The 26,236-nt window shown below is 63.1% G+C and carries 26 protein-coding genes; 12 read left to right on the top strand and 14 right to left on the bottom strand.

The genetic code is table 11. The features are described from left to right. Window positions 1-21: 21 nt before the first annotated feature. On the top strand, window positions 22-1,242 hold the full coding sequence (locus NDI54_RS05375) for a mechanosensitive ion channel family protein (protein ID WP_310895446.1): 1,221 nt from the start codon (window positions 22-24) through the stop codon (window positions 1,240-1,242). Window position 1,243: 1 nt separating this feature from the next. Here NDI54_RS05375 and NDI54_RS05370 read toward each other — a convergent pair whose 3' ends face one another. Then, window positions 1,244-1,552 (bottom strand): hypothetical protein, encoded by a 309-nt coding sequence (locus NDI54_RS05370; protein ID WP_310895445.1) that lies wholly within the window; start codon window positions 1,550-1,552, stop codon window positions 1,244-1,246. 213 nt (window positions 1,553-1,765) lie between these two features. Between NDI54_RS05370 and NDI54_RS05365 the strand changes: the two genes are divergently transcribed. Next, a complete protein-coding gene (locus NDI54_RS05365; protein ID WP_310895444.1) occupies window positions 1,766-2,347 on the top strand; it encodes a DUF2150 family protein in 582 nt (193 codons plus the stop codon). 46 nt (window positions 2,348-2,393) lie between these two features. Next, window positions 2,394-4,391, top strand: a complete 1,998-nt coding sequence (locus tag NDI54_RS05360) for an Ig-like domain-containing protein (protein ID WP_310895443.1) — start codon at window positions 2,394-2,396, stop codon at window positions 4,389-4,391. A 19-nt stretch (window positions 4,392-4,410) separates the two neighbouring features. Here the strand turns inward: NDI54_RS05360 and NDI54_RS05355 are convergent, their stop codons facing one another. Next, window positions 4,411-5,196, bottom strand: a complete 786-nt coding sequence (locus NDI54_RS05355) for a CAP domain-containing protein (protein WP_310895442.1) — start codon at window positions 5,194-5,196, stop codon at window positions 4,411-4,413. A 181-nt stretch (window positions 5,197-5,377) separates the two neighbouring features. Between NDI54_RS05355 and NDI54_RS05350 the strand changes: the two genes are divergently transcribed. From NDI54_RS05350 to NDI54_RS05340, 3 genes are all read left to right on the top strand, one after another. Then, on the top strand, window positions 5,378-6,064 hold the full coding sequence (locus NDI54_RS05350; protein ID WP_310895441.1) for a hypothetical protein: 687 nt from the start codon (window positions 5,378-5,380) through the stop codon (window positions 6,062-6,064). Window positions 6,065-6,168: 104 nt separating this feature from the next. Continuing rightward, entirely contained in the window at window positions 6,169-7,506 is a 1,338-nt protein-coding gene (hmgB, locus tag NDI54_RS05345; protein WP_310895440.1) for a hydroxymethylglutaryl-CoA synthase, read from the top strand. A gap of 183 nt (window positions 7,507-7,689) precedes the next feature. Further along, window positions 7,690-8,424 carry an MBL fold metallo-hydrolase gene (locus NDI54_RS05340; RefSeq protein WP_310895439.1) on the top strand — a complete coding sequence of 245 codons (735 nt, stop codon included), beginning with the start codon at window positions 7,690-7,692 and terminating at the stop codon, window positions 8,422-8,424. Between the two features lie 164 nt (window positions 8,425-8,588). On the opposite strand, the gene NDI54_RS05335 is transcribed toward NDI54_RS05340, so the two are convergent. From NDI54_RS05335 to NDI54_RS05325, 3 genes are read right to left on the bottom strand one after another with little or no spacing between them, the layout of a single operon-like run. Continuing rightward, window positions 8,589-9,296: a helix-turn-helix domain-containing protein gene (locus NDI54_RS05335; RefSeq protein ID WP_310895438.1), complete on the bottom strand. Its 708-nt coding sequence runs from the start codon at window positions 9,294-9,296 to the stop codon at window positions 8,589-8,591. 52 nt (window positions 9,297-9,348) lie between these two features. Continuing rightward, window positions 9,349-9,903 carry a type IV pilin N-terminal domain-containing protein gene (locus NDI54_RS05330; protein WP_310895437.1) on the bottom strand — a complete coding sequence of 185 codons (555 nt, stop codon included), beginning with the start codon at window positions 9,901-9,903 and terminating at the stop codon, window positions 9,349-9,351. Window positions 9,904-9,958: 55 nt separating this feature from the next. Beyond that, window positions 9,959-10,528, bottom strand: a complete 570-nt coding sequence (locus NDI54_RS05325) for a hypothetical protein (protein WP_310895436.1) — start codon at window positions 10,526-10,528, stop codon at window positions 9,959-9,961. 165 nt (window positions 10,529-10,693) lie between these two features. Here NDI54_RS05325 and NDI54_RS05320 point away from each other — a divergent pair, with 165 nt between their 5' ends. Genes NDI54_RS05320 through NDI54_RS05310 form a run of 3 tightly spaced genes read left to right on the top strand, consistent with a single transcriptional unit; the run spans window position 10,694 to window position 12,878 of the window. Next, window positions 10,694-10,924: an AbrB/MazE/SpoVT family DNA-binding domain-containing protein gene (locus NDI54_RS05320; RefSeq protein WP_310895435.1), complete on the top strand. Its 231-nt coding sequence runs from the start codon at window positions 10,694-10,696 to the stop codon at window positions 10,922-10,924. Beyond that, window positions 10,925-11,299, top strand: coding sequence for a type II toxin-antitoxin system VapC family toxin (locus NDI54_RS05315; RefSeq protein WP_310895434.1), 375 nt, complete (start codon window positions 10,925-10,927; stop codon window positions 11,297-11,299). 43 nt (window positions 11,300-11,342) lie between these two features. Further along, complete coding sequence (locus NDI54_RS05310; protein WP_310895433.1) at window positions 11,343-12,878, top strand: replication factor C large subunit; 1,536 nt, start codon at window positions 11,343-11,345, stop codon at window positions 12,876-12,878. Here the strand turns inward: NDI54_RS05310 and NDI54_RS05305 are convergent, their stop codons facing one another. The 5 genes from NDI54_RS05305 to NDI54_RS05285 all read right to left on the bottom strand — a co-directional run bounded on the left by NDI54_RS05305 (window position 12,879) and on the right by NDI54_RS05285 (window position 16,652). Beyond that, window positions 12,879-13,862 carry an amino acid ABC transporter permease gene (locus tag NDI54_RS05305; protein WP_310895432.1) on the bottom strand — a complete coding sequence of 328 codons (984 nt, stop codon included), beginning with the start codon at window positions 13,860-13,862 and terminating at the stop codon, window positions 12,879-12,881. A gap of 3 nt (window positions 13,863-13,865) precedes the next feature. Then, window positions 13,866-14,618, bottom strand: coding sequence for an amino acid ABC transporter ATP-binding protein (locus NDI54_RS05300; protein ID WP_310895431.1), 753 nt, complete (start codon window positions 14,616-14,618; stop codon window positions 13,866-13,868). Then, the gene (locus tag NDI54_RS05295) at window positions 14,615-15,295 is read right to left on the bottom strand and encodes an amino acid ABC transporter permease (RefSeq protein WP_310895430.1); all 681 of its coding nucleotides are present in this window, start codon (window positions 15,293-15,295) and stop codon (window positions 14,615-14,617) included. The genes NDI54_RS05300 and NDI54_RS05295 overlap by 4 nt, the downstream gene beginning before the upstream one ends. Before the next feature lie 3 nt (window positions 15,296-15,298). Beyond that, a complete protein-coding gene (locus NDI54_RS05290; protein ID WP_310895429.1) occupies window positions 15,299-16,099 on the bottom strand; it encodes a basic amino acid ABC transporter substrate-binding protein in 801 nt (266 codons plus the stop codon). A 64-nt stretch (window positions 16,100-16,163) separates the two neighbouring features. Next, a complete protein-coding gene (locus NDI54_RS05285) occupies window positions 16,164-16,652 on the bottom strand; it encodes a COX15/CtaA family protein (protein ID WP_310895428.1) in 489 nt (162 codons plus the stop codon). A 128-nt stretch (window positions 16,653-16,780) separates the two neighbouring features. Between NDI54_RS05285 and NDI54_RS05280 the strand changes: the two genes are divergently transcribed. From NDI54_RS05280 to NDI54_RS05270, 3 genes are all read left to right on the top strand, one after another. Continuing rightward, window positions 16,781-18,712, top strand: a complete 1,932-nt coding sequence (locus NDI54_RS05280) for a methyl-accepting chemotaxis protein (protein ID WP_310895427.1) — start codon at window positions 16,781-16,783, stop codon at window positions 18,710-18,712. Between the two features lie 171 nt (window positions 18,713-18,883). Next, a complete protein-coding gene (locus NDI54_RS05275; protein WP_310895426.1) occupies window positions 18,884-21,136 on the top strand; it encodes an NADP-dependent malic enzyme in 2,253 nt (750 codons plus the stop codon). Window positions 21,137-21,719: 583 nt separating this feature from the next. Next, entirely contained in the window at window positions 21,720-21,914 is a 195-nt protein-coding gene (locus NDI54_RS05270; protein WP_310895425.1) for a hypothetical protein, read from the top strand. Window positions 21,915-22,255: 341 nt separating this feature from the next. Here NDI54_RS05270 and NDI54_RS05265 read toward each other — a convergent pair whose 3' ends face one another. The 4 genes from NDI54_RS05265 to truD all read right to left on the bottom strand — a co-directional run bounded on the left by NDI54_RS05265 (window position 22,256) and on the right by truD (window position 26,098). Beyond that, window positions 22,256-22,498, bottom strand: coding sequence for a hypothetical protein (locus NDI54_RS05265; RefSeq protein ID WP_310895424.1), 243 nt, complete (start codon window positions 22,496-22,498; stop codon window positions 22,256-22,258). Window positions 22,499-22,833: 335 nt separating this feature from the next. Then, window positions 22,834-23,496, bottom strand: a complete 663-nt coding sequence (locus tag NDI54_RS05260; RefSeq protein ID WP_310895423.1) for a ribonuclease H — start codon at window positions 23,494-23,496, stop codon at window positions 22,834-22,836. Between the two features lie 432 nt (window positions 23,497-23,928). Beyond that, complete coding sequence (locus NDI54_RS05255) at window positions 23,929-24,624, bottom strand: phosphoribosyltransferase (protein WP_310895422.1); 696 nt, start codon at window positions 24,622-24,624, stop codon at window positions 23,929-23,931. A 70-nt stretch (window positions 24,625-24,694) separates the two neighbouring features. Then, on the bottom strand, window positions 24,695-26,098 hold the full coding sequence (gene truD, locus NDI54_RS05250) for a tRNA pseudouridine(13) synthase TruD (RefSeq protein ID WP_310895421.1): 1,404 nt from the start codon (window positions 26,096-26,098) through the stop codon (window positions 24,695-24,697). Window positions 26,099-26,236: the final 138 nt, after the last annotated feature.

Here is a 26,236-nt window from a genome sequence, read left to right as displayed (position 1 = left end):
AAGTTCCTACGGTGGCGATAGGTGGCTGTGCAGACGGCTACGCCCACACCAGCGGCTAACGAGACCGGTGAGGGGCTTCTGGAACTCTTTACCGCGTTACAGCGGTCGCTCGAACAACTGGCTGCGACGCAGGGGCGACTCGTTGCGACGCTCATCCTGCTCGTTGTCCTCCTTCTCAGCGTCGTCGTGATTCCGGCCGCGCTCTCCCGGCTCCGGGCCGCGACAGCCGACCGAACCGGCGACTGGCTGCAGGTCATGGCCGACTACACGCCGACGACGATACGGGGCGTGTTCCTCCGGATCGCCCAGTTCTCGATGATCGTCCTCGTCGTCATCTCGTTTCTCATCGTCTGGGGCGTTCTCGATGTCGTCGGCACGGTCGGGCCGTACCTCGACGGAAGCGACCAGTCCGTGCTGGCGACGATACAGACGGTCGTCCTCGTCATGCTGGCATTCGTCCTCTCCGACCAGATGCAGCGGTGGATCGCCCGGTTCAGCCAGGCCGTCACCGGCTTCACCGAACACCAGGAGGAGATCCTCCTCCGACTGGGGCAGGTCACCGTCTTCGTCACTATCGGCGCGACGATCTTCGCCGTCTGGGGGATCGACCTCAGCGGCCTGCTCGTCGGGGCGGGGTTCCTCGGTATCGTCGTCGGTCTGGCCGCCAGACAGACGCTCGGGTCGCTCATCGCGGGCTTCGTCCTGATGTTCTCCCGGCCGTTCACCATCGGTGACTGGGTGCTCATCGGCGACCAGGAGGGGATCGTGACGGACATCACCATCTTCAACACGCGCCTTGAGAACTTCGACGGCGAGTTCGTCATCATCCCCAACGACAGCGTGAGCGACCGCGCGGTGACGAACCGCAGTCGCAAGGGGCTGTTGCGCCTCACAGTCGACGTGGGCGTGGACTACGACGCCGACGTGGATCGGGCGATGGAACTCGCCCGCGAGGCGATGACCGACATCGAACACGTCGTCGACTCGCCGACGCCGGACGTGGTCCCGAAGAACTTCGGGGACTCCGCCGTGGGGATGGAACTCCGGTTCTGGATCGACCACCCGACGCCGCCACGGAAGTGGCGCGCCATCTCGGCGGTGGTCCGAGGCGTGAAGGCCACCTTCGACGAGGAGGACATCTCGATCCCGTTCCCACAGCGAACGCTCTCGAATCGCGCGGATGCCGCCGAAGGGGCGGCACAAGAACACGGCGTGGAAATGCGTTCGGACGGCGACAGCTGACTCACAGGTCGAGGCCGTCGAGAACGAGTCCCAGTCCGAGCACCCAGCACCCGAGTACGGTCCCGAGTGCGCTGACGTAAAACAACCAGGACAGCCCCTGCCCCGCCGTCAACGGCCCGCTCATCGCGGCGGCCGCGGCGTCACCCGCGGCCACCAGCGATCCGGCGTCGAGGGCCATGCCGGCGAACGCGCCGACAGCGACCGGCAGCGCCAGGGCAACCAACGCGAGACCGACACGTTCGGCCAGCGTGGCGACTGCAGCGATGTCGAGCGGGCCGTCGTAAGTCTCGGTCGGCTGCTGCTGTGCCATGGTATTTCATAACATGTTTGAATGACATAAAAGTGCGTCCCCTGACGGCGGCCGTGACATGCGGTTGAACTCCATAGGCCGACCGAGAAGCCGCCAAAATAGCCGTATTCGGGCCTGCAAGCTCAGTTTCCAGCTCGATCCGATTGCCGGAGAGTAGACAGCGGAGTGGCCGCCGGTCGAAACTACTATCCCCAACGGGACGAACGGAGTGGTATGAGCACTCCGCCGGGGGAGTATTACACCGAAGAACGCTGGCAGAACTGGCTAGACCGTATCGAGGAAGAAGATGTCGACCCCGAAGACGAGGATTCGGCGCGGCTCCTGTTGAACCTCCAGGACGACGCCGCGATCGCGGTCGCGAAGATTCTCACCGACTACGAGGACGGCGACCTCGACGAGGAGACGACCATCGACGAGCTTGCTGGTGTCCGTGAGATCGTTCTCGACGATATCGAGATCGACGACGAGGAGACCGTGATGCTGATCGACGGCGTCCAGACCTCGCTTTTGTGCGTCTTCTACGCGGCCGAGGAGTTCGTCGCGGAAGGCGCTGCGAACGACGCGACCATCACCGACTACATCGAGGCCGCCGCGGAGGCGGAAGCCGAGGAGGACCTCGATGCGGCGCTTGGCTACTGTGTCCAGGCCGGCACGCAGATCATCGGCGGGTCGGAGCTCCCGATGGAGGTCGCCGAAGACCTCGAATACGGGCTCGTCTCCGAGTGGGTCAACGGACTCGACAGTCTCCAGACCGCGATGAGCGACCCGGAAGTCGTCGAAGAAGACGAGAGTTGATAATTCGGCAGTCAGGTTTTTACCGCCGTCTCCGCAACTCACCGCCATGACTTTCACGGGCGATGAGCGCGCACAGTCAGTCCAGGTTGGGGCTGTACTGCTGTTCGGCGTGCTTATCATCGCCTTCTCCTCGTATCAGGCCTTTGCCGTGCCGGAGCAAAACCGGGAGGTGGAGTTCAACCACAACCAGCAGGTCCAGACACAGATGCAGGACCTGCGGAACGCTATCGTCTCCGTGCCGGGACAGCCGAGCCGGCAGGCCGTCTCGATTCAGCTGGGGACCCAATACCCGTCCCGACTCGTGGCAACCAACCCCGGGCCGCCGTCGGGGCTGTTGTACACGGACGGGACCGACAACGAGTCGCAGAACCTCACGGTTCGCAACGCCGAAGCACTCGAACCTGAGACGGTAGACTACTGGAACGGAACGCCGAGACACTACAACACTGGAGCCATCGCCTACAAGCCGGAGTACAACGTCTACGGAGCGGCCCCGGAAACCGTCTACGAGCACTCGGTCGTCTACAACCAGTTTCGGGAGGGGAACCTCACGCTCTCGGATCAAGCAATGGTCGACGGCCGCAAAATTTCGCTCGTCGCGCTCAACGGGTCGATGAGTCGGTCCACGAGCGGTTCGGTTGCGGTCGACGTAGAGCCGAAATCACAGTCATCCCGAACCATCCGTATTACGAATGCGACTGAAACCTCGAACGTGTCGATCTCGTTTCTCAGCAGACTTCCGAACTCGACGTGGAACGAGACGCTCAGTGACGAAATCGACCCGAATCCGGGGAATAAAAGCAACGAACGGTACATCGCAAACGTTACTCACACCGAGGGGCCTGGCTCGCTCTACAACGTCACGATCATCTTCGAGCGTGGCTCCACATACCACCTGCAGATGGCGAAAGCCGGCGTCGGCACAGGCGCCACTGACGAGAGCGAGGCGTACCTCACGACTGTCGGTGACGATGATATCAGCGTCCAGCAGGGCGACAGCGAGGAAATTGTCCTAGAGGTCCGGGACGCGTACAACAACCCCGTAAGCAATGATGTCTCAGTCAACGGCTCAGTCGAGGGGAGTAACGCAGGGTCGCTTACCACGGGCACAGAATCATCCGACAGCGACGGTCGCGTCAGGTTCGTCTACAAGACAAGCGAGTCGACGGCAACTGGAACAGCCACCGTCCAGTTCAGCCTCGATGAGATTAATGATTCGTTCGAAGGCAAGTCTCCAGAAGACGTTTCAGTGCCGGTGACGGTGACAGAAGTAAATCAAGGATCCGGTGGCGGGTCCGGCAACAGCGGTCTCATCTACAACGAAGACGCCTTTGCGCTTGACAGTGACGGGAGGATTGATGGGGGCGTGCAGTTCAGCGTCACAAATGAGTTAGGTGAGACTATCACTATAACAACGGTTGCGGTCGACGCCGTAGACGAATATATAGACTATCTTAGTGACAGTTACCGCAATGACCGCGACCCGGCGCCCCAAGAAAACGAGTTGTACATCGAAGCGGACACCGATGGCTACACTGATTTCGGTGGCGGGACAGACATTCCACGAGTCATCGATGTCGACAATCCAGATCGTCCTATATCCGGGCCGAATCCAGTCATGTCCGACGGCTCGATTGCGACGTTTCACTTGTTCGAGTTCGAACGGTTCGGGGGCCAGACGGACATGAACGGCGAGAGCGTCACGATAACCGTGACGTACGAACTATCGAGCGGCGGCACCGATTCAAAGATGTTTACGGTCACTCCAGGTGGTGCAAACACGAACGAGCAACCGGATGCCGATTTCACTATCACCTCCAACGGCCCGGAGTCGAACGGAAAGTGGGACTTCGATGCTAGCCCGTCCAGCGACCCGCAAGAAGATATCGCGACCTACGAATGGGACTTCGACGGAGACGGCATCTTCGACGATGCGACCGGCCAGACGGTACAAAACAGAAAGGTGGACTCCGGCACGACGGTCTCGCTCCGCGTCGTTGACTCGGAAGGGAATGCCGACACTGTCCGCAAAGAAGTTCCGTAACGGCCTTTCTCACCAAACCTCAGCAGAGATTCACGGTGATGTAGACGACGCCATCAGCGGTTGCCGCACCGACGCCGATGTGGTTCGCATTCGGCATGTACAACGTATCGCGGGGGCCGGAGAGGTCGAACCAGTGGTCGGCGACGGCATCGGCCGTCCGGGTCGCGTTCGCGCCGTTAGGGTTGATGCTCGTGACCAGTTCAAGGTCGGTCACCGGGCGGATGTAGGTGTTCTCCACGTGGCGGAGCCGACACCGGTCGGACAGCCCAGCGGCCGCGTACCGGTCCCGCGTGTCTGACCCGTTGGCTATCGGAGAGGCAAGTCTCTGCGCGGCCATTCGTTCGCTGTGGTTACCGGCCATGGCCGAGAGTGTCTGTCCGGTCGTTGTCTCAGTCGAGAGAGTTTCATCGACCGCATCGTTGGCAAGCGGGTCGCCGCGTCGGTCGTTGATTGCCGCCACGAGCGCGCCTTCGAGGCGGTCCGTATCGAGCGGCGGTTCTGTGTCCTCCGGCGTGGTCTGGCCCCGCTCCGGTGTCGAAACGGGGTTCGCCGACTGTGGCTGCGTCGCTCCGGTCTCAGTCCCCTTGCTACGTGGCATCGCTGGCGACGCACTCTCAGCACTGGGTGTTGCCGGTGACGCACTATCCATACTGGGGGTCGCTGCTGGTGGCCTGTCAGTCGTCACCGCCGGCGCTGGTTCGGACGGAGATGTCCCGACAGTCCCTGCGACTGCCATCCCCGCGAGTAACGAAACGCTGATCGCCGCCAGGACCACGAGTCCGAGTGAAATACCCGATCTGTTCATGTGAAAGGTTCGTGTGGCGTTCCGAGAAATGATACTTGGGCGACCATTCTCTCGAAATAGGTTCGAACGGCGTAGAATCAGCTTTCTCTCTACAAATATGTTTGGACAGCATCACAGCTCCGATTACCAGTGACGAAAACCCGCCCGTAAACATCTTTACGTTGGATGCGTGTGCTGAGGTATGGGTGACCTGTCGCGGCGCGGCTTCGGAGCATCGTTGCTCGTCGCGCTCTCTGCCGGCTGTCTCGGAAGTCGTTCTGACGAGGCGTCCGAGACGACGCCGGCCCCGGAGCCGACAGCGTCACAGCGGGCCGTCACGACTGATCGTGCTGATACTGTTTCCACGCCAGCGGCAAACAGTGCCGCTCCGTCCGCAAATACGTCGACAGCACAGCGCTCTGGGACGGGCCAGGCAAACACCTCGACGGAGACCTCGGCGCGCCTCCAGGTCGAAACCGAGACCCCGACGGCAACGCCCGAACCGAACGGCCGGTCGGTCGATACGACGTTTCGTCTGGAAGAAAACGAGTACGAGGACTACACGATTGAGGCGACCGGGCAGACCACGCTGCGCTACGACCTCATCGTGCGGCGTGGTCCGGCTGTCGACGTTATCCTGTTCCCCGAGGAAGAGTACCGAGCGTTCCAGCGTCGCTATCGGGCCCGATACGCCAGCGAGGTGTCGCGGTTCCACCGGACGAACATCCGCGACAACCGGATCACTATTGCGCCGGGAACGTATCGACTTGTGGTTAACAACACGGACTGGCCACGTGCCATTCCGTCACCCGACGAACCGTACGATGCTATCGAAGGCGAATGCATCGTCGATTTCTCCTTCAGGACGGAACCGGCAACCGACGAGTAGCCGTCTGCCGCGTGCTGCTGGCTCGCGTCCTGTCGGCACAATACTAGACAATCGTCGAAACACCAGTCGACAAAGCCATATACATCCGCGCTGACGTTGAACCCATGACTGCTGTCGGTATCGACGCCATGGAAATCTGGACCGGGAAGCTCAAACTCGACCTCGCGGAGACGTTCGCGCCGGCCCAGGGGGACGATCCGGGCAAGTACACGAAGGGGCTCGGCCTGCGCGCGTCATCGTTCCCGGACGTGTACGAGGACATCGTCACGATGGGGGCCAACGCGGCCTACCGGCTGATGGACCGCAAGGGACTGACGCCTGAAGACATCGGCCGCATCGACGTGGCGACCGAGAGCGCCTTCGACAACTCGAAGCCCGTCTCGACGTACATCGCAGGCTGTCTCGAACAGGTGTACGACGAGAACTTCCACCACGCCAACAAGGGCGAGCGGAAGTTCGCCTGTATCTCCGGGACACAGAGCCTCGACGACGCGTACAACTGGATCCGCGCCGGGCGCAACCGCGACCGGGCCGCGCTCGTCATCGCAACGGACACCGCACTGTATGCCCGCGACGACCCCGGGGAGGCCACGCAGGGTGCCGGCGCGGTGGCGATGCTCGTCGACGAGGACCCCAATCTGGTCGAACTCTCGACTGAGCAGGGGTACGGCAGCGCCGACGAAACCGACTTCCTCAAACCAAATCAGCAGTTCCCGTCCGTCGACGGGAAACGGTCGGTGAACGTCTACCTCGCCAGGATGCGCGAAGCGCTTGAGGACTTCGCCGAGGTGGCCGGCGATATCCACCCGGGCGACTACGAGATGATTCCGTTCCACACGCCGTTCCCGGGGATGGTCCGAAAGGCCGCGGCGCTTGGATACCGACACATCATCCGCGGCACCGACGTGGGCGATCTGATGGCCGAAGAGATCGGCCACCAGCCCATGCGCGCGGACTTCGAAACTGACGACGAGTTCCACGCCGCCATCAAGGAGTACACTGACGCACTCACCGAAACCGAACGCTACCAGGACTGGTACGCAAACACCATCGAGCCGACGCTCCAGATCTCCCGCGAAGTCGGCAACTGGTACACCGGTTCCGTCCACATCGCCCGCGCCGCCGGCCTGAAACACGCCCGCGAGAACGGGCTGGATCTGGACGAGGCCCGATTGTTAGTCGCCTCCTACGGCTCCGGCGCACAGGCGGAGGTCCACGCCGAGACCATCGTTCCCGGCTGGGAGGAGGAAATCGGCGCGCTCAGCATCGACGAGCAGATCCGGAACCGCTACGAGCTGTCCTTCGCGGAGTACGAACAGATCCACGACGTGCACAACCACGAGGCGGAAAGCGATGTCGAGGAGTTCACCGCACCCGAAGACGAGTTCGCATTCGACGGCTGGGGGCGGATGGGTGAGCGGAAGTATCGGTACGTGGAGTAGCGAGGACTCGACCGGAGGGAGAGGCCTCGAATCGGAGCGGCGACCGCAGGGAGCCGTGGAGAATAGCGAGAGCCCGAGCGAAGCGAGGGGTCTCGTACACGTCGAGCGGCGTAGCCGCGAGAGTAGGCGAGGGTCGGAGCGAGAAGGAAACCCCATCCCGATGGCACCCGTAGGTAGTCCCGTATGTCAACGACGACCGGAGCCAGCGTGCAGTTGATTCGCAACGCCACAGTTCTCGTGACCGTTGGTGACACGACGTTCCTCGTCGATCCGATATTCTCGCCAGCCGGTGCGAACCCGCCCGTGTCGAATTCGCCGAACGACCGCCGAAACCCGCTCGTCCCGATGCCCGATGTCGACCTGTCCTACGACGCCGTGGTCGTCACGCATCGCCACCCGGATCACTGGGACGAGGCGGCACAGGAGGAGCTTGCCGACGACGTACCGCTGTTCTGTCAGCCCTCGGAGGCAGACGCCTTCACTGAGGAGGGCTTTGTCGATGTGCGCCCAGTCGAAGACGAGGTCTCGTTTGCGGGCGTCACCATCCACCGGACACCCGGTCGCCACGGCCATGGAGAGTTAGCCGAGGACATGGGGCCGGTCTCCGGGTTCGTCTTCGAGGCCGATGAAACGGTGTACGTCGCGGGCGATACGATCTGGTACGAGCCGGTCCAGGAAACGCTTGACCGATTTGCCCCGGAGCTGGTCGTCCTCAATGGCGGCGAAGCGCAGTTCGAGCAGGGCGCCCCCATCACGATGGGCATCGAGGACATCGCCGCTGTCCGTGACGCGACCGATGCCATGGTCGTCGTCGTTCATATGGAAGCGATTAACCACTGCTTGCTCACCCGCGACGAGCTTCGGTCGGCGACGGAGGCTGTCCACGTTCCCGAAGACGGAGAGCAGATCCGCCTGTGAACACAGGCGCGTCATTCAGGGGGCCGACGGCGGTTCTGTTGTGTCCGGCGGAACTGACGCCGCCTTCGGCATTGGATTCCAGTCCTACGGCGCGGATGTGTCACCCTGTTTGACGAATACCGCAATCCGTACCCGGGCAACAGTTGTTTGCCAAATCGGCGGGCTCAGGGAAGCTCTCGCAGACCGTCCAGCAGGTCTTCCAGATCGATATCGGTGATGGCCAGCGAGAAGTCATCGATGCGGGCGAGATCCTGGGCGTGCTCCCAGACGGCGTCGTCGTCGAGGCCGTGGAGGATAACCGCGTTAGGCGTCGGCGAGACGACACGGAGCGCGACCAGTGGGGATTCGCCGCGGGTCACGTTCGTGAACACGAGCGCGCGGTTGGTCGACTGGCCGTATAGCTGGTAGAACTCGTCCGAGGAGAGCCGCGTGATGGCAGCGATAGAGTTAATCACGGTATGGCCCGCCACCGTGTCCTGGCTGCCCCGGAACAGTTCTTCGGCGTCAATAGCGTCGTAGACGCGTTCGACACCGACGTTGGCCGAGTACTCTCGGAGGTCATGGACCACATCGCTATCGAACCCGGCCGAGAGCACCCGGGCGTGTTGCCGGATGTGGTCGCCGCCGCGGCCCTCGTCGATGTCCAGTAGCGCGACGACGAGCCGCCTGACGACGCCGATACCGGGGTTGTCACGGCGGCCGCTCTCGTAGTCCGAGACCACGGACGGGGACACGTCGAGTTCGTCCGCGAGTTCCGTCTGTGCAACGTCGAAATCAGTGCGCCACTTCCGCAAGGTCGCCCCTGGTTCGTCACTCAGTGCCACCTCACCCGCCATTTTCTCCGCGAGGTCCTCGCGTGCGCCCCCTGCCATTAGTTCACACGGTGGGCGGACGCGAATAAAAGGGTATCGGAACCACGAGCCCTTACCGGCGGGCAGTCAGTTCGACCGCGGCCAGTACGCCGTTCGAGGGAGCGTGAACGACGCGCACGTCGATAGTGTCGCCCGGCTCGACGGTGCCGCCGCCAGCGTTCAGTTGGAAGGCGATCATGCGGCCGGCCGACCAGGGCTGGCCGCCGTCGGCGATGACGCCACCGACGCAGTAGTCGTAGACAACGTTGTCCGGGTCGTCGGTGTTCGCTGCTGAAAGCGCCGTTCCCGAAACCGGCAGGTCGACGAGACGGGCGCGGGTGTCGGTGTCCGGAAGCCGGACCGCGATCTCTATCTCGTCGGCCGGGACCGAATCACCGCCGGCGTGTCGAATCGCAACCGTGTTCTCACCGCAACCGCCCGAGGGGCCAGTCGTGAAGCTCCCCGTCGACCGGGCGACGGTGGGCGTCGGGTCGTCCAGGGCAGCAGTCTCGCTCAGCACAAACCCGCCGACTGTCGCGGCCAGGAGGACGGTGATCGCGAGCATGAGGACTACGCCGATGACGGGGCTGACGCCGCGACGGTCTCGACTGGGGACAGGGAAGTCCACGGCTGTCGCTCTCTATGCCCTGCCTTCTGTCAAAAACCTCAGCAGCGGGTTCCCGCTACGAGTCGCCCAGCGCGGTAGCGATTGCGGCCCCGACAGTTCCGAAGACAGCCGGGTAGACGATACCGGCGAGGACAACTGCCGTCAACAGCGTCGGCGCGCCCTGTCCCGATTCGCCGGCGCTGACGGTAAACAGCACTGCCCCAAGCACCGCCAGCGGGAGGTAGCCCAACACAACAGCGGGACCGACACGAACCGCGCGGCCGATGTCGGCCGCCCCGTCGAGACGAGCCGTCGCGATGCCCGCTACCGTCAGCACTGCCGGCGGAAGCAGGTACAGAATTGACGACAGCGACTCGTTCTCGGCGATGAAGTTGACCGCCGACGTGCCCCCGAGGAACGGGATATTGACAGTAATCGTCGTCGTCACGAACTGGGCGTTGAAAAACACCCAGCCGACGATTTTCCAGGCCGCCCGGTCGTCGCCGAACGACTCGGCGATGTTCGTCAGCAGAGCGTCCTGCACGGTGGAGATACTCAGTGCGTAGACGAGGACGTACGTCAGAACGAACGCCGCGGCACCCGCGAGGGCGCCGACGGCGTAGCTCCGACGGGCTGTATCGCTCATGACGGTTAGGCCGCGGCCAGTGACGGGGATATGTCTTCTGGCTGGGAAGGGAACTGCACCACTCACTGTCAGCGACTGTAGCCGTGTGGGGAGACAGTGCGAAAATTGTGGGTACAAATCTATTCTACGGGAACTTTCTTTATCCTACCCACCATCTAACTACGTATGTCTGAGGCGACGCTCGACGACCGCGGTCGCCTGACGCTCCCCAAAGAGTTGCGCGAACGCTACGGTGACCGCTACCATATCGTCGAACTCCACGACGGAATCAAACTGGTTCCCGTTGCAGAGGACCCGCTCGATGCACTCCGAGACGAGTTCGCAGATGTCGAAAAGACAGCGGATGAACTCCGTCAAGGGGCACGTGACACGGCACTAGATGAGGCTGGACGTTGAATGTACGTTGAGACTGATTTTTTGCTCGCCCTCATCAAGGACGAAGATTGGTTGGGTGAGGCTGCCGAAGCGGTGTACCGGGACCACCGGGACGAACTGTGGACCTCACAGTTCACACTGATCGAACTCCTCATGGTCGCCTATCGGGAGGAGCGAGACACCGAGCGAGTCGTCACGAACGCTGCGACGCTTGTAGAGGTGCGCGGTGACGTGGACACAGTGGTAGCAGCAGCGACGTACGTCGAGGACCACGGATTCACGCCCTTTGATGCGCTGCATCTCGTCGAATCCGACGGCGATACAATTGTCTCCAGCGACGAGACGTACGAATCTGTCGCGCCGCATCTCGACCTCAAGACGGCGGACGAGGAGTAACGCTCCGCAACCACTAAACGCCGGTCGCGCCAACCAGGATTCAATGGATTGGACGGAGAAGTACCGCCCGACGACGCTGTCGGAGGTGCGGGGCAACGACAAGGCCCGCGACGCACTCAAGAAGTGGGCGGAGACGTGGGATGACCACCGCGAGGCGGTCATCATCCACGGGTCCCCGGGCATCGGGAAGACCTCGGCCGCCCACGCGCTGGCAAACGACATGGGGTGGCCGACCATCGAACTCAACGCCAGCGACTCCCGGACCAAGGACGTTATCAATCGGGTTGCCGGCGAGGCTGCCAAATCCGGGACGCTGACCGCCGGCGGTGGCGGCCGGCGACTCGTCATCATGGACGAGGCGGACAACATCCACGGCAACGCCGACCGCGGCGGGGCGCGGGCCATCACCGCCCTCGTGAAGGAGGCCAGCCAGCCGATGGTTCTCATCGCCAACGAGTACTACGAAATGTCAAACGGCCTGCGGAACAACTGCCAGGACATCGAGTTCCGGGACGTGTCGCCCCGGTCTATCGTCCCGGTCCTCCGTGACCTCTGTCGCCAAGAGGGCGTCGAGTACGAGTCCGACGCGCTGCAGGAACTCGCCGAGCAAAACAGCGGTGACCTGCGGGGCGCGGTCAAGGACCTCCAGGCCATCGCCGAGACGACGGAACGGCTGACCGCTGACGATGTGGTTACCGGCGAGCGCGATACGACCGAGGGCATCTTCGAATACCTCGACGTAGTACTCAAGGAGGCCGGCGCACAGGAGGCCCTGGAGGCCAGCTACGACGTGGACGAGACGCCCGATGACCTCATCAACTGGATCGAGGACAACATGCCCAAGGACTACGAGGGGGCCGAACTGGTCCGGGCCTACGGGTTCCTCTCGAACGCCGACCAGTGGCTGGGTCGCGTGCGCGAGACGCAGAACTACTCCTTTTGGCGCTACGCCGGCGACAACATGACCGCCGGCGTCGCCGCAGCGCGGGACGGAACCAAGGGCGGCTGGACCCGTTACGGCCCGCCGAGCTACTGGTCGAAGCTCGGGCGGTCGAAGGGGACCCGCAACACCCGGGACTACGTCGCCCAGCAGATCGCGGCCATCGACGGCGTCTCGATGCGGACCGCTCGCCGCGAAATCATGCCGTTCCTCGCGACGATGACCCACCACTGCCGGAACCGTGACCTGACGGTGGCGATGGCGGCAACCTACGAGCTTGAGTCCGACCACGTCGCGTTCGTCACCGGGTCGGGCAAGGACACGAACAAGGTCCAGGACATCGTCGCCGACGCCGAAGCGCTCCGAGAGGAAGCCGCCGTCGAACACTCCGGCGGGGCCTTCGAGGGAGCAAGTGTCGAAGGCGGTGACGGTGCGGCTGGGGCGGACAGCGGTGCCGACAGCGAGACTGATGCCGAGGCTGGCGACGAGAGCGGCGACCAGCAGGTGACGCTCGCGGCCGACGACGAATCGGGGTCCGATGACGCCGGCGCGAGCGAAGCGGCTGACAGCGACACCGAATCAGCCAGCGAGGCCGCCGAAGACGACGACCAGCAGTCCGGCCTCTCGGATTTCATGTAGTCACCGGCCGGACGTGCCCAGGCCGGGAATCGCGACTCGCCCTTCGACGTACTCCATCAGGAGCGACGCCGAGATGACCAGCGCCAGGTAAAACAGCCCGGCGAGGACGAACAGCTCCGTGTACCGGTAGGTTTCGCTGGCGATGGCGTCGGTCCGCTCGAACAGCTCGCGGACGGTGATAAAACTCGCCAGCGACGAGTACTTGATGAGATACACCAGCTCGTTCGACCAGCCGGGAATCGCATACCGAAGGCCCTGGGGCAGGACGACGTGGCGTATCCCCTCAACCTTCGAAAGGCCGATCGAGCGCGCAGCGGTGAGTTGGCCCTCCGGGACGGAGTTCAGCGCCGACCGGATGTACTCGGACTGGTAGGCGGCGCTGTTGAGGGTGAACGCGATGATGGCCACCCAGAACGCCTGGGCGGGGATGAAACCGGTCCCCACGGCGGGCAGTTCACGGATGACTGTCGTTAGCGGCGTCGCGAAGTAGAGGACGAATAGCTGGGCGAGCAGCGGCGTCCCGCGGAACAGTTCGGTGTACCCCAGCGCAACCAACCGGGTGATGGTCCCGCCGTACACCCGGGCGACACTGAGCGGGACGGCGATGACGAACCCGAACGCGATGCCCAACACTGTCAGGAGTATCGTCGCCCACACGCCGGTCGCCAGTTGGGGCAGGTAGGGGATCGACGCCGCCAGGAACTCGAAGAAGCCGGCGACCCAGCCGACGGGGAACCCGACCGGACCGAGACTCGTTGCGACAGCGCTGAGTGTCGACGCGGCCGCCTCGAACGGGGCCGTCGGGAAAAACGATGTATCGCGCTCGATGAGCGCGCCGTCCAGCAGGAAGTCGTTCGTCCACCGGACGACGAGCCACGTCCAGAAGACGGCGACGGTAAGCAGCGTCAGCGGCTGGTCGGTCAGTCCGGCGGCGCGAGCGCGTATCGTCCGTCCGCTGGTCGACGTGGCCTCCGGCGTTCCCATGGGTCACTCCCCCTCGTGGGTCGTCTCCAGGCGGCTGAGGAACTCGCCGGTCCGGGCCGCCTGCGGGTTCTCGAACAGCTGTTCCGGCGGGCCGTGTTCGACGATCCGCCCCTCGTCGAGGAAGATGATGTCCGAGGCGGCCGACCGGGCAAAGCCCATCTCGTGGCTGACGACGAGCATCGTGATGCCCTCGGCGGCAAGGTCCCGCATCACCTCGACCACTTCGCCGACGAGTTCCGGATCCAGTGCGCTCGTCGGCTCGTCGAACAGCAGGAGCTTCGGGTCCATCGCGAGCGCGCGGGCGATGCCGACCCGCTGTTTCTGCCCGCCGGAGAGTTCGGCGGGGTAGGAGTCCGCCTGGTCCGACAGGCCGACCTGTTCGAGATGTTCGTAGCCCCGCTCGCGGGCCGCTGCTTTGTCCATCCCGCGGACCTTCCGCAGGCCGAGCGTGACGTTGCCGAGCGCCGTGAGGTGGGCAAAGAGGTTGAAGTCCTGAAACACCATCCCGACCTGCTTCCGGAGTTCGTTCACGTCGGTGTCGGCGTCGGTAACGCAGTCGCCGTCGAGGTAGATGTCGCCGCTGTCGATCTCGGTGAGGCGGTTGACACACCGTAGCATGGTCGACTTGCCGCTGCCACTGGGGCCGATGACCACGTCCACGTCGCCGGCGTCCATTTCGAAGCTGACGCCGGAGAGGACCTGTTCCTCGCCGTAGGATTTGTACACGTCGTCGAGTTCCAACAGCGGATCGCTCACGTTCGCTCACCTCCGGGAATGCTGAAGCGGTCGTCGGCGTAGTCGAGCGAGCGGTTCGTCACGAACGTGAGGACGAAGTAGATGAGGCTCACAGTCAGGAAAATTTCGAGTGCGGCGGTGCTCTGACCGCCCTGATAGAGGTTCTGACCGACGGTCAGTAGTTCGCCGAGGCCGATGACGATGGCGATACTCGTGTCTTTCAGGACGATGGTGAACTCGTTTTGGAAGCCGGGAACGCTCCGGCGGAGCGCCTGCGGGACGACCACGCTGCGGATCGCCTGAAGTCGGCCCATGCCGACAGCGCGAGCGGCTTCCAGTTGCCCCTCATCGACGCTCTGGAGCGCCCCGCGGAAGATCTGTGACTGATAGGCGGCGCTCCGGAGGCCGAGTGCGATGGTCGCCGTCACAAAGGCGCTGCGTGACACCGAGAGCCCGAAGAACAGCAGGATGATGATGACGAGCAGCGGCGTGCCGCGGAGCACGACGCCGGCCGTCTCGACGGCGCGTTTGAGCGGCCCGCGGCCGTACACCTCGACGGCTCCCGCCGGGAACCCGAGCAAAAAGCCCAGCAGGATGCTCGCCGCTGTCAGGGCGACCGTGACACCAGTGCCGGCGATCAGCAGGTCAAGGTTCTCGACGACGAACGCCCAGTCACTCTGCAGCGGGAGGGGTAGCATCGGTTACTGCTGGCCGAACCACTTGTTCGTCAGATCCTGGTACGTGCTTCCGTCCTGCACCGTCGCCAGCCCGTCGTTGAGCGCCTGCGTGAACTCGTCGTCGCCCTCCCGGACGCCAAAGCCGAAGTTCTCCCCAGTCTCGTACGTGAAGGCGATGGTGACCGGCCGCTGGGCGGCGAAGGTCTGGGCGACCGGTTCGTCGATGACGACCGCGTCGATGTTGCCGTTCTGGAGGTCCTCGACGGCCAGCACGTAGTTGCCATAGGAGTTGTAGTTCGACTCGTCGAGGTTGCCCGGTTCGATGAGTTCGTCCTGAATCGTGCTCTCGCCGGTGGTCCCCTTCTGTGCGCCGATGGGTCGTCCGGAGAGGTCCGAGAGCGATGACGGCGAGAAGTCGCCGTCCTCGCGGACGACAATAGCCTGGTTCGAACTGTAGTAGGGGTCAGTGAAGTCGATGGTCTCGTCGCGCTCGTCGTTAATCGTCATGCCTGCCGCGACCACGTCGATGTTGTTGTTCGTCAGCGCCGGAATCAGGGACTTGAACTCGTACTCCTCCCAGCCGGCCAGGGTGTAGTCTGTCTCGTCGATGACCGCCTCCAGCAGGTCGATGTCGAACCCGACGAGTTCGCCGTCCTGTTTCATCTCGAACGGTGGGAAGCCGGGTGCAGTGCCCGCGGTGACTTCGGTGGAGCCGTCGCCGCCGTTGCCGCCACCGCCGCCGAAGCAGCCGGCGAGCGAGACGGTTACTGCGGTTCCACCGACCGTGGAGAGATACTGGCGTCGTGAAAGGCCGTCGTCTGACATAATCCCGACCACACGACAGACCGGAATATATCTTACGTGTTAACCACGGGAGTGGTACACATGTTCAATCGTCGGCACGCGCGGTGTGCTGGCTGTCGGCCGACTGTACTGATGGTGACTCAGCCGTGTCGGTGTATGCCCACGCCGTCGCGGCGACCATCGCACCGAAAATAAGCTGTGCGGCTCCGTGGTGAAGCACCTGTGCCGTGGCCCCGAAGTTGAAGATGGTGTTTGCGCCCAGAAGGACCTGAACGGGGAGCACGACCGTTGCGACGGCGGTTGCGAGCTTGATCCGTCGGCTGTAGTCACCACGCCACGCGGCGACCGTCGAACCGAGGATGCCGAAGCCGGTAATCATCGCGACAAGCCGGTGGAACCACTCGACGAAGCTCGCCCAGTTCGCCGGGAACAGCCCCATCCAGCCGTCACAGAACGGCCAGCGCGCCTCACAGGTCAGCCCGGCACCGATGGCACCGGTGTACACGCCGAGCAGGATGAGTGCGAACGTCAGCACTGTCGTCGTCGCCACCAGTCGGCGGAAACGGGTGGTCATACCTACACCTTCGGTTGCACGTACTTATGCTCTCTTTTCGTTCCCGCTCGCTGGATGCCATTATCTTTGCTGATATTTCCGGAGTTACCTTTATTTACGGGTCTCATGGAATCGAACGTAGTTACCCTATGCTCGACCAGATCCGCACCTACATCTACGGCCAGGGATCCCAATCTGGCGATGTTGCGGCCCAGCGGGCGGACGGAGGTCTCGTCGCGGGCGACGGGCAGACTCGATTTCTGGCTGACGCCATCGACTCCGACTCGCCGCGACTCAGCGACCGCTTCGACAACCCCGAGAGCGCCGCAATCGGGTCCCAGCACGTCGACCAACAGTTCGAACTCGGACCCGACGAGCTACGGGCGCTGATCGAGGAGTACGAAGCCGCCGGCATCAGCCGAAGCGAGTTCGTCGCCACCCAGGGATTCGTCACCGAATCGCTCGTTCAGGGCGCATTCGACCAGCTCCGGGACGAACTCGGCCCGGACGCACAGGCGGCTATCGACTCCGTCGAGGCCGAACTCAAGGAAGGGCTGGACACGGCCCAGTACGTCTCCCGAACAGGTGTCGAGGCGTTCACTGACGGGTCATCGGACACCGACACGTCGTCGGACAGCGACGCCGACGGCGGTCTCAACTATCACGACGTGTTACACCACATCGGGACGCCACTCTTTATTCTGGATACGAACGGCGACATTCTCACCTGGAACAGTTCGCTGGAGAACCTCACCGGCGTCTCCGAGTCCGAGGCACAGGAGATGGAGATGGCAAGCATGGCCTTCTACCCCGACGGCCGGCGGGGGAAGACCCTCGCCGACAAGGTCCTTGACGCGCCCGAAAACACCCACACCGAGTACGACGTGCCGAAAGTCGATGACGAAGACTTCACGCTGTACCGAGACACGAGCGTGATGGCCGACCAGCACGGGAACGAACGCAACATCTCGTTCAGTGCCGCCCCGATCTACGACGACGCCGGTGAACTCATCGCGGTGGTCGAAATGGTCCAGGATCGGACCGACGAGGCCAACCGTCACGAGGCCGTGACGGGCCTAGTCGAAGAGGTCAAATCGACCATGGCCGCGCTCAAGAACGGCCAGCTCGACGCCCGGGCGTCGTTCGACCGGACCGACGGCGGCGAGTACGTCGACGACCAGCTGTACGAGGTCGTCGACTCGCTCAACGACATGGCCGAGCAGGTCGAGCAGTTGGCGGACCAAGTGGACGAACAGGCCCAGCAACTCGCAGTGACCATCCAACAGGCGAACTCATCCGCCGAAACCGTCGAAAGCCGGGTGGCCGAACAGACCGACTCCCTGTCGACGGCCGCTGACAACATCCAGAACATCGGGGCCGGGATGGAAGAAGTCGCCGCGACATCGAGCGAGGTGGCGTCGGCGGCAAAACGAGCGAAAGACGCCGCCGAAGACGGCTCAGACGCCGGTGAGGCGGTCATGGAGGTCACCGACGGACTCACTGAGACGAGCGAGGACCTCGTCGACACCGTCACTGCTCTCGACAACCAGATGGACGAAGTCAGCGAGATCGTCGAGATCATCGCCGACGTGGCGGAGCAGACGAACATGCTGGCGCTGAACGCAAACATCGAAGCGGCCCGGGCCGGCGAGAGCGGGAGCGGGTTCGCCGTCGTGGCCGACGAGGTGAAGACACTCGCCAACGAAACGAGCGAGTACGCCTCCGAGATATCGACGAGTATCAACACCATTCAGGACCAGGCGACTGAGACGGCCCAGATGGTCGAAACGTCCCACGAGCAGGTCGAGCACGCGGAGTCCGAGATCGCGGACGCGCTGGATGCGCTGGACGAGATTTCCGACGCCGTCGAGGAAGCGACCAGGGGCATTCAGGAGGTCGCCGACGCAAACGACGACCAGGCGAGCGCTATCGAGGACGTGACCTCGATGGTCGAAGACGCACAGAACCACGCCCAGGAGGCCGAAACGGCGACCAAGGAAATCGTCGAAGCGACCGACCGACAGGAGGACGCAGTCACCGAACTGACCGACCGCGTCGGCGAACTCACGAACGCCCGTTGAGCACAGGACAGCGGTTATCACGATCCTGTCGAGGAGTGCCGATTTTCCAATTGGTGGAACGGAGACGGGGCGAAACCCGCCGCAATCCATCGGTATTCGACAGCTGTCGTTGTACCGCTCGTCCGTTGACGGTAAACTTGTCTTTTTTACAGTTGGGTTCGACCTCCGTGTATGGGACTTGACGAGGACGCACTGGAGTACCACCGGAGTGAGCCGCCGGGGAAGATAGAGATTGCGACGACGAAACCGACGAACACCCAGCGGGACCTCTCGCTGGCGTACTCGCCCGGCGTGGCCGCGCCGTGTAACGAGATCGATAAAGACCCCGAGAAGGCCTTCGAGTACACCGCGAAGGGGAACCTCGTCGGCGTCGTCTCCGACGGGTCGGCCGTGCTCGGCCTCGGTGACATCGGCCCGGAAGCCGGCAAGCCGGTCATGGAGGGGAAGGGCGTGCTGTTCAAGCGCTTCGCTGACATCGACGTGTTCGACATAGAACTGGACACGGACAACGCCGAGGCGATGATACAGACCGTGGAAGCGATGGAGCCGACTTTCGGGGGCATCAACCTCGAAGACATCGCCGCCCCGGAGTGTTTCGAAGTCGAGCGCCGACTCAGCGACAAACTGGACATCCCTGTTTTCCACGATGACCAACACGGCACTGCGATCATCTCCGGCGCGGCGATGGTCAACGCGGCCGACATCGCCGACAAGGAACTCGAAGACCTGGAGGTCGTCTTCTCGGGTGCTGGGGCCTCCGCAATCGCGTCGGCGAAGTTCTACGTCTCGCTTGGCGTCTCGAAGGACAACATCACGATGTGTGACTCCTCGGGCATCATCACCGAGGAGCGGGCCACCCACGAGGACCTCAATCGGTTCAAGCAGGAGTTCGCCCGCGACATCCCCGAGGGCGACCTCGCCGACGCGATGGCGGGAGCCGACGTGTTCGTCGGGCTCTCCGTCGGCGGTATCGTCGATCAGGAGATGGTGCAGTCGATGGCCAGCGATCCGATCATCTTCGCGATGGCGAACCCGGACCCGGAAATCGCCTACGAGGACGCCAAAGCCGCCCGCGACGACACGGTCATCATGGCGACCGGCCGGTCGGACTACCCGAACCAGGTCAACAACGTGCTCGGGTTCCCGTTCATCTTCCGCGGGGCCTTGGACGTGCGGGCAACCGAAATCAACGAGGAGATGAAGGTCGCGGCGGCCCGCGCGCTCGCCGACCTCGCAAAGCAGGACGTGCCCGACGAGGTCGTCAAGGCCTACGGCGACCAGCCGCTGCAGTTCGGCCCGGACTACATCATCCCGAAACCGCTGGACCCGCGGGTCCTGTTCGAAGTCACCCCCGCAGTCGCTGAGGCAGCCATCGAGAGCGGTGCCGCACGGAAGGAAATCGACACTGACGCCTACGTCGAGAAGCTCGAAGCCCGGCTCGGCAAGTCCCGCGAGATGATGCGCGTCGTGCTCAACAAGGCCAAGAGCAACCCTCAGCGGGTCGTGCTCGCGGAGGGCCACGATGAGAAGATGATCCGCGCGGCCTACCAGCTCGTCGAGCAGGGCATCGCCGAGCCGATCCTCATCGGCGACGCCGACCGCATCGAGTCCACGCGCCGGAAGTTCGGCCTTGAGTTCGATCCCGTCGTCGTCGACCCGGAAACGGCCGACGTGGCCGACTACGCCGACCGGCTGTACGAACTCCGCCAGCGCAAGGGCGTCACGCGCCGCGAGGCCGAGGAACTCATTCGGGACGGGAACTACCTCGGCAGCGTGATGGTCGAGATGGGCGACGCCGACGCGATGCTGACCGGATTGACCCACCACTACCCCTCGGCCCTGCGCCCGCCGCTGCAGGTCATCGGCACGGCCGACGACGCTGACTACGCGGCCGGTGTGTACATGCTGACGTTCAAGAACCGCGTCATCTTCTGTGCCGACACCACGGTCAATCAGGACCCCAACACGGACGTACTGGAGGAGGTCACCCGCCACACCGGGGAACTGGCCCGCCGGTTCAACGTCGAACCGCGAGCGGCGATGCTGTCGTACTCGAACTTCGGCAGCGTCGACAACCCCGGGACGAAGAAGATCCGTCGCGCGGTGTCCCGCCTACAGGATGACGACCGCGTAGACTTCCCGGTCGACGGGGAGATGCAGGCCGACACCGCCGTCGTCGAGGACATCCTCACCGACACGTACGACTTCGCCGAACTCGACGACGCCGCAAACGTCCTCGTGTTCCCCAACCTCGAAGCCGGAAACATCGGCTACAAACTGCTCCAGCGACTGGGCGGCGCTGAAGCTATCGGGCCAATGCTCGTCGGCATGGACAAGCCGGTCCACGTCCTCCAGCGCGGCGACGAGGTCAAAGACATCGTGAACCTCGCCGGCGTCGCCGTCGTCGACGCACAGCAGGAATAAGCGACCACCTGTCTTTTCTTAGGACCTTACCGTTTGTGAGGGTGGCATGGAACAGTTGTTACACCCAAGCTGAAACGGTCAGTACACAGTGTTTACTGAACAGGTCTTTGGCCGTATCCAGCCTGATTATTGGGACCAATCAGTGTCTGCCAGAACCAGCATGATAGATACACCGTAGAGAGCTACTGAAAGCCTTAATATCTTCGATGTCCTCGGGCCGAAATCAAAATGTACTTTGGGGTATCAGCCGCTCGGATTAGTGCATGCCCTCTAGAACAGTGGTCCCCTTTGGTGGCGAGCGTGACGGTAGCGTCCGCAAGAGCGAGTGTGGTACATGCCAGCTAGGGGAACGATGACCGCGAACAGATGGTGGGTCAAACTCGCGGCCCGATGGCTGGCACGCGTTGACGGTGTCTCAGGGATGATCCGATTGGCAATGCTTGGATTGACCGGGCTCTCGACGGCTACCTTGACGCTCAGGCAGTACGGTCACGGTGAATACGCGTGGCCGCTTATTGGTTTCGTAAGTTGTGGTGTGCTCGCATTCACATACCTCTATACAGAAGGTGGGGTCTGGAACCAAATGGCACGGGATCGAAAGGACCTCTCGACGAATTTCGCAGGACCGTCGATGCGGATGGAGAACGAACTCATCGCACGGGGAATCCTCGCGGCACAGGAAAATCGAGAACTCTCCGAAGAGGAACGGACGGCAATCAAGCGAGAGCTTAACGAGGCCTTTGAGGAGTATCGCGACGGAATCGAACTGGAGGACTAGTACCTCTTCTGCCCTGAACCAGTCTATATAACTGAAGTACAGCTACTAATTCCTTCCTGGACGAGATTCCCGGTTAGGTCGGTTTTGTCGCTGAGTGATTGTGGTCGGCGCGTTAGGCTTTGAGTACGACGGGACAGACAAACCAGCCTATATACGCCGAAACAGTTCTATTCGCAGTCCTACTGTGCAGTCTATTCAGACGATTCTGACTGAAAACACCACGCTGTGAGGAGTTGTACGACACTACGGGTCGTTTCTATCGAGGTACGCAAAGTGGCCCCTTTAAAAGACACAGCGTTCAGGCCCGTCGCCGGAACGCAATGTCACGTGTCGCCTCGCCGTCAACCGCGGGTCGGTGGGTGGAGGAAAAGCGCGTCGACAACGGCCACAGCCCCAACAAGTGATGCACCGGTGATTGCCGTCCGGAAGGACAAATCCAGAACAGCGGCAGTGACGAGCGTGAGCAGGAACACCGCCGGGATGACGGCGAGGACGAGGTCGTGCCGCGTCGGCGACTGACGCGGCACCAGCTGCTCGAAGAACTGTCCGCCGAAACCGTCTGGTCCGTCAGTTCTGGTACTCAACGAAACTAACCTCCCACTGCATACTATTCTAATTCTACCACTTAAAATTTGGTCGGTGTGACGTTCTTCGAACGTACGTGAGAACGTCGTAGATAATCGCTATAAGTTATGAGAAATATAATCCGTGATGGGTTACTGGTACAACAACACGGAACTGGTCGTTACGGTGTTTTCTGCCGGTGAACGCATTTTCTCACGGAAGCGCCGATGTATGTAACTATCCGTAGTGGTTCATAGCTGCAAGTGACCGACTCTCAAAACAGAGCGCAATAACAGTCACACCGGTAAGACGGCGGAGAAACGAGGTGTAGCCGGCCAGGGCCGGCTACGTTTCGTCAGTCGGACGCGCCGCCACGCTCCGCGCGTGACGGCGGCGGGACGCGTTCGTTTACGGTCGGCGCGTCAGGGAGGACACACCGGTCCGGTTCGGTGTTGACGTGGGCGTACTGGTCTGGCGCGTTCGCCAGTGGATGGGCGGGGTTACGGTCGCCGGAGATCCGCGCGGCGCGGATCTCATCGAACCCGTTGATGCGGGCCTGAATCCCCCGCCAGTGCAGCCCTGTCGCCGGCGGGACCGAGACGGAGTGTGGCGGGTCGTAGGCGGAGCCATGAGAGGCCAGCACTTCCGCGTTCACGTTTTCGGCGAGCTGATCGTGGTCGATGAGCAGTCCGACGCGGGCGTCGGGCGGGGCCCGTCTCGCAAGCACGTCGAGTCCGAGGTGGAGCGCCCGGTACTCCGCGACGTTGTTGTCGGGACAGGTGTCGGGAACCGACAGCCTGACGACGCGCTCACCGTCGAGGGTTTCGACGACGACACCCAGCCCGCCTGTCGGGCTGTCCGACTCGCTGTCGGTCGGTGTCGTGCCGCTGTGGGGTCTGAACGACCCGTCTGTAGCGATGTAGAAGTCTCGATGGTGACTCCGCGGGGGATGCGCGATGTGCGGCGTCGGTGATTCATCGAACAGGTCTCGAAGTGACGGCCGGCCGTAAGCGGCCATAGTTTCTATAGAGTTAGCAGGGTATTAAATATATTCCCTCGACGGGGGTTGTTGTCCCGGTCCAGCGGTTTGGGTCGCTTCTGGCGCGTACGAATCCATTTCGGACGCCCCTCCAATTTCATTTCAGAACCGCTGTGACGAAGCGAAGATGTCGGTCGGTGAGAAAGAGTTATACTTTCTTAGTACCATGTTATCAATACACATGACACCAACGAAAATTCGTGAACGACTCGAAGAGTCAGAGGACCGAGTCGACAAGGAGCTGTTCGTCAGTGCGTTAGAGTACGTCCGGGACGACGGTCGCGGCCGTCGCTGACCGGGTTTTTATTCAGGCTAGCGAAGAGCTGGCTGGGTGCTAGCGGCAGTGAGCGGAGCGACTAGCGGGTTCGAGGGGCACCGGTGGCCGACCGCAGAACAGTCCGACAGCGTCTCTCAGTCGTCGGTGAGTTGCCAGCCGCCGCTGACAGGGTTGACGACGCCGCGCCGTTCCATCTCCGTGGTGACCTCGTCCAGTCGGTCGGGCTGTGCGATCTCCAGGTCCGTGCGGCTGACGCCGTGGTACTCCCGGAGTAGGTGGCGGATGTCGGCTTCAGTGTGGGCCTGCTGGTCGCTCTTTTCCATTACGCCCGCGACGAGTTCGACCATATCCTCGACGAAGTTCCAGGGGTAGACGACCCAGGTCCACTCGTCGAGGCGCTCCCCGACGAACTCCGGTTCGTGCTCGCTGGTCTGGAGCAACTGGAGCGTCGCTGTCCGGACGCTACTGGGGTTTCGGTCACGCACGCACTCGGCGGCCGTCTCGATTGACTGGCCGGTGTCAGCGATGTCGTCGACGACCAGCACGTCCTTCCCCTCGACAGCGCCGTCGGCCAGCGGGTACTTGATCTGTGCCTCCTCGCCTTTCGCCGCGGTGCCGACGTAGTGTTCGACTTTCAGGCTCGCCAGGTCGTCCAGCCCGAGGAAGTCACAGAGGCAGCGCCCGCCGAACCAGCCGCCCCGTGCCAGCGCGACGACCACGTCGGGCTCGAACTCGGCGGCTTTCACGTCGTCGGCCACGTCCCGGCAGAGGCCGTAAATGTACTCCCAGTCGGTGATGGTACACGAAAACTCGTCCGGTAGCTCGCCCATACGAAATGGCGTGTGTGGCCGGACTTAACCGTTGCATATTCCGCGTCATTTACCGAGCCAGGGGTGGCCCCTACGTGTCCGGGTCGCCCTTCCGGAACTCCCGGAGGAGGACCGTCGCGTAGCTCCCTTTCGGGAGCGAGAAGGAGAACGTCAGGTCGGCGTCGTTTCGTTCAACGCCGAGGGCCGTCCGGAGCAGGATCGCACGCCGCGTCCCGTCGCTGTCGAAGGCACCGGGGAGGTCGAAATCGCTCTGTTCGAGGCCAACGTCGTCGAGGACTTCGCGGGCGATGTCGCCCGGCTCACCGCTACCGAGTTCGGTGTCGGTCCCGACCAGCGGCGCGGTGACGAAGGCCCGGCCGCGCTCGCAGTGGCGCTCGACGGTCGACAACCGCTTGGCGGTGACCTGCTGGGTGCGGTCGGCGTCCGGAATCGGGAAGTCCTCCGGTGCATCGCTGTCCCGGAAACAGACCACGTCGCCCTCGACGGGTCGGTCGAACGGGAGCCCCCGTTCCAGCCGCTCCGAGAGGATGCGGTTGAACACGTAGGACTGGGCGGCGTTGACGAACAGCGACTGGAGGTTCGACGGCAGCGCCTCCAGCGCCTCGCGGAAGTCAGCCAGCTCGTCAGCCCCGTTCTCGACCAGCCGGTGACAGATTGAGCGTTCGTAGCCCAGCGCGCCGGGCAGCTTATCGAGCGCGCCGGCCCAGTCGTGGGTTTCGTCGACGTACCCGCGAGCCTCCTGCGTCGACTCCGGTTCGCGCTCGTTTGGGTTCCCGACGTAGGCGAGGACGGCGTCCTGCCACTCACCGCGGGCGATAGCTAGCCCGACTTCGTGGGTGACCGGCCGGCGCGACCCGAACCGCTGCTGGCCGAAGTAGTTGGGGACGCCGACCGTGGTTTCGCCGTCCGGTAGCGTCGCTTCGCCGTCCAGTGGTGTGGAGTCACCGGACTGGTTGCCGCCCGATAGCGTCTTGTCCCCGTTGGCGAAGGCCTGGAGGTCCGCGACGACACTGGCGGCGTTGTCGGTGTTTTCGGTGTCTCTGACGACGATTTCGAAGGCGTTGCCCGCCAGATCGCCAAACAGGATCGGGCGGCCGGCGCGGCCGATGACCTCGATGTCCGTACCGCCGATCTCCGGCAGGTCCGCAGCCCCGACGCCCTTCACCGAGAACAACTGCGTCGTGACCGCACGCTTGTCCTTCGTCCCTGCCCACGACACCCGCTCGCGGGAGATGCCCAGCCGGTCCGAGAGCTTGCTAGCGAAGTCGTTGGTCTCCCAGTTGCGAAGCTCCGCCCGGAAGACGAGATGCGGGTACGCGCCGGTATCGGCGTCGACCGGCTCGGTGCCGAACGCCTCCAGTTCCCGCACGCGGAAGTCCGCGGGCGAGGCGCGGAGGCGGCCGCCCACCCCGTCGGCGTCGCTGACGTAGTACTCCATGCCGACCGCCTGCTCGATTGGGTGGGCGTCTCGCATTGACTGGATGTTTGCGGGTCGGCGCTTAGGGTTGGCGTTTGCGGACTCGCCATCGGCCCGGATCGCACCCAGCACCTAGTGTTATCACAGCACACATTCTATCTGTGACTAGGTCGTGGCGGTGTTGGCGACCGGAGA

The organism is Haloarcula terrestris, from assembly GCF_031624315.1.
Lineage (GTDB): Archaea > Halobacteriota > Halobacteria > Halobacteriales > Haloarculaceae > Haloarcula > Haloarcula terrestris.
Note: the sequence above shows the minus strand (reverse complement) of the source record. Positions and strands in the feature narration are given on the sequence as shown.